Below are 3,007 nucleotides of genomic sequence, written 5' to 3' on the forward strand. Positions count from 1 at the left end.
GTCTGCTTGCTTACAAACCCTTACTACAGCGTCTTGTTTTCCTTTGTGACACATCCGCAGTTCTAAGTTTTAGCAAGCCGCGGTCTTGCTCACGAGTCAGGAATACCCTTAAACGAGCGCCCATATACGAGTGACCTTAGTAGATATATTCTACGTATTTACTTATCTTCACATAGTTTGGTTTTTTTATGCCGACTTACTTACCTTCATAGAAAGCGGCGGGAAACTCCATTTCCTTGTGGGTGGAGAGGGGCAGTCGCCCCAACCCTTGGGGCATTGGGGAGCCAGTGCGTTGCGGAGGTTCCCTCCGTTGAAGCAACTGGCGTGATTGGGCATTGGTAACTTCTTCCCCATGCCCCATACCCCATGCCCAAAAACTTCATCCCGCAAGTGGCGTGGAGTTTTTTATTTCAAATCTAGTAAACCTTCTTCTTTCAATTTAGGATTGAAGCGAATCTGCATTTGCAAACCACGCACTTCTAATAATTGCGTTGAAATTTCTGCTTCTACTCTCCGTGCCACATTTTTAAGAACTTTTATTTGTGCTAATTCATCATTAGCTGGATTTTCATAACTTGCCTGTTCTTCAGCTGTCATTACGACTTTGACATTAATGGGATGAGTCCATTTTTCCTTTTGATCCCCATTACCCCAAGGTATACTGCCATTTTCAGCAATCCAAGCATTTTCAGTATTTTCTAAAATTGTGCGACTAGGGCGTTCAATAGTTTGAACCTTCACCCAATAGCATTGCTGTGGCTGACGGACTAAATGCTGTTTGAGGCTGAGGTAAACATCACGAGAGTATCCTACAAATTGCAGCACTTTTTCCTGATCAAAGATAGCATATACCCCGATTTTACCCTGAAATTGTTCGGGTAATTGGCCGCGATCGTCTATATAAGGTATATATTCCAGAGTTGCCAAAGAAGAAAGATTTGTTTCAGAAGCCATACATACATCAAATATCAAACTTACTATTTGCCTTCAAAATTGAAAATTACGAATTAGGGAAAATTAATCCATTACTCAATCAATTTTTGGTAAATTGCACAAAGGCGACTCGGTTTAAAAATCTTAGCACTGAACATGAAATTTGGAGGCACATTGATGATGACATACTCATCAGATTCATGATATTTTTCAAATTCTGTTGGCATTCCTTTAGTAGTAGCTAAACTATAAGGAACTGGCTGGAAAAGTAATTCTGTAAATTTAAGTTGCTCATATCCTAACTGTTGACAAATTTGGTTCAAGAAAGCAACACTTGTCAATAAATTGAATAGAGTTTCTTGAGCCTGTGCTTCAAGAGTGAAACTGCCATCAAAGTTCTGAATGATTTTAAGGGACATTTTATGTATTAATAGCTAGTTATTAACGACTATAGATAAATGAGAAATTGGAAAAGCTCTCACATACCAAGTTGAATTTTCTGGTAATTTACAGCGGATTTCACTGTTAGGAGGTACAATAACAACAATAAGTAAACCAGTTTTGGAAGTGTTGAGGAAAGCTGAGTAACGTAGCAATGTTCACCAACTTATCAATAGTTTCCAAAGTCTTTGGTGCAAAACGACGCAGAAAAGCTTTTAGTTGTGACCATAACATTTCAATGGGGTTAAAGTCAGGTGAATAAGGGGACATATATTCAACCCTAGCTCCAGTTGCAGTAATCATCTACTTCAATACCCTTAACCTTATGAGCAGGAAGATTATCCATAACTACAACCTTGCCCAATTCTAGTTTTGGCACAACTTTATTTTGCATAAAGGTACGGAAGTCATCTCCTTTCATGAAACCTGGCATCGTTTGCATAGCAAGGACACCTTGATTAGTAATTGCACCAATAACAGTTATTTTTGTACCCCGATAGAAAGGTTTCAAGGTATATGCTCTTTGTCCCCTCAAACTTCGACTACAGGTTAATTCTAACCCCAGTAATACTCCCATCTCATCCATGAATATTAAGTTATCTGGTTCAACCCCTCGAATCCTTGTCCAGTAATCTAAGCGTTTTTGTTGTCCTGACTCTGTAATGGCTTGCGTACTCCGAAACGTCTTTTTTTTAGGGTTAGGTTTGAAGAGGAAAGAAATCGACACATTACACTAATGCTAACTGTTATCTCAGTTTGCTATGCGTTAGTGGTCACAATACTGTTGTAATGTCCAATCAGGATGCTCCCCAACCATTTTAGCGATCGCCTGCTCCTGTCCTACTAATTGACTTGGTTTTGCTCCACCTGGTTTTCGGGGTGTTATGTCTCCTGTAATCGCATTTTGTTTGATTAATCTTTGGACTACACCCTTACTGACCATAAATCGCTCTGCTACCTTTCGGATTGAGGTCTTACCCTCCTCATACGCTGCTACTATCTTTGCTCGGAAATCAACTGAGTATGCTCCCATTTCTGTTATTCTTAAATACTCTCCATAGTGTATCCTCTAACTACGCAAATCGCTGTATCTGGGTCGATAGTAATAAGCCAGTATTGAGTTTCTGGCCGTTTTCCAAATATTACAAGAGCGGATATATCGAGTTTGCTGACTACCATCTGAGAAAATTCTGTCAAATGTTCGTTACTTAATCCAACCATGCGTGATATCGCTGGTACTATTTTACGTTTAATATCAGAAATCATCCCAATATGTAGATATTTAAACGCCTCAAAACTTCTGACTTCTGGAAATAGCTTTCTGTACCATTCACAGTAATCGTCTACAAATTTTATTGTAGATGCAGGTTCTCTTCCCCGAAACATAGTCCAGTAAAGAGTTTGCGATACTTTACTATATTATTCTCTCATGAAAGTGATGAAAGAGCGATATCTACGTGCTATGCACCTTATCCAGTCCGCTTTGTAGCTTCTTTGCCACCCTGTCTAGGTTGAAGTTGCTTAAATGACTTTTGCAAGAGGTTTTTTCAAAACTAAATTCAATATAAACAAAAAGCTCCAAGCAATGATGTGAGCAAGGAGCTTATAGTTTGAGTTAAAAAACCTGGCATCG

At 39.1% G+C, this 3,007-nt stretch carries 6 protein-coding genes and 1 pseudogene; all 7 read right to left on the reverse strand.

The window, feature by feature from the left end:
* Nucleotides 1-196: 196 nt before the first annotated feature.
* Nucleotides 197-361 carry a hypothetical protein gene (locus tag RMY63_RS41465; protein ID WP_322734238.1) on the reverse strand — a complete coding sequence of 55 codons (165 nt, stop codon included), beginning with the start codon at nucleotides 359-361 and terminating at the stop codon, nucleotides 197-199.
* Between the two features lie 44 nt (nucleotides 362-405).
* Nucleotides 406-954 (reverse strand): GIY-YIG nuclease family protein, encoded by a 549-nt coding sequence (locus RMY63_RS41470; RefSeq protein WP_322734239.1) that lies wholly within the window; start codon nucleotides 952-954, stop codon nucleotides 406-408.
* A gap of 71 nt (nucleotides 955-1,025) precedes the next feature.
* Nucleotides 1,026-1,352 (reverse strand): hypothetical protein, encoded by a 327-nt coding sequence (locus tag RMY63_RS41475; RefSeq protein ID WP_322734240.1) that lies wholly within the window; start codon nucleotides 1,350-1,352, stop codon nucleotides 1,026-1,028.
* 106 nt (nucleotides 1,353-1,458) lie between these two features.
* Nucleotides 1,459-1,677: a transposase gene (locus tag RMY63_RS42085; RefSeq protein WP_416212601.1), complete on the reverse strand. Its 219-nt coding sequence runs from the start codon at nucleotides 1,675-1,677 to the stop codon at nucleotides 1,459-1,461.
* Complete coding sequence (locus tag RMY63_RS41480; RefSeq protein WP_322734241.1) at nucleotides 1,655-2,101, reverse strand: transposase; 447 nt, start codon at nucleotides 2,099-2,101, stop codon at nucleotides 1,655-1,657. The genes RMY63_RS42085 and RMY63_RS41480 overlap by 23 nt, the downstream gene beginning before the upstream one ends.
* Nucleotides 2,102-2,140: 39 nt before the next feature.
* Nucleotides 2,141-2,407 carry a helix-turn-helix domain-containing protein gene (locus RMY63_RS41485; protein WP_322734242.1) on the reverse strand — a complete coding sequence of 89 codons (267 nt, stop codon included), beginning with the start codon at nucleotides 2,405-2,407 and terminating at the stop codon, nucleotides 2,141-2,143.
* A 167-nt stretch (nucleotides 2,408-2,574) separates the two neighbouring features.
* Nucleotides 2,575-2,760 (reverse strand): annotated as a pseudogene (locus tag RMY63_RS41490) (IS701 family transposase); the annotation flags it as partial.
* Nucleotides 2,761-3,007 lie beyond the last annotated feature (247 nt).

The organism is Nostoc sp. ChiQUE01b, assembly GCF_034531255.1.
Taxonomy (GTDB): Bacteria; Cyanobacteriota; Cyanobacteriia; order Cyanobacteriales; family Nostocaceae; genus Nostoc.

What these genes read in the sequence shown, in the direction of transcription:
- RMY63_RS41470 (WP_322734239.1), bottom strand. Translation starts at nt 954, where the DNA reads ATGGCTTCTGAAACAAATCTTTCTTCTTTGGCAACTCTGGAATATATA.
- RMY63_RS41485 (WP_322734242.1), bottom strand. Translation starts at nt 2,407, where the DNA reads ATGGGAGCATACTCAGTTGATTTCCGAGCAAAGATAGTAGCAGCGTAT.
- RMY63_RS41465 (WP_322734238.1), bottom strand. Translation starts at nt 361, where the DNA reads ATGGGGCATGGGGAAGAAGTTACCAATGCCCAATCACGCCAGTTGCTT.
- RMY63_RS41475 (WP_322734240.1), bottom strand. Translation starts at nt 1,352, where the DNA reads ATGTCCCTTAAAATCATTCAGAACTTTGATGGCAGTTTCACTCTTGAA.
- RMY63_RS42085 (WP_416212601.1), bottom strand. Translation starts at nt 1,677, where the DNA reads ATGATTACTGCAACTGGAGCTAGGGTTGAATATATGTCCCCTTATTCA.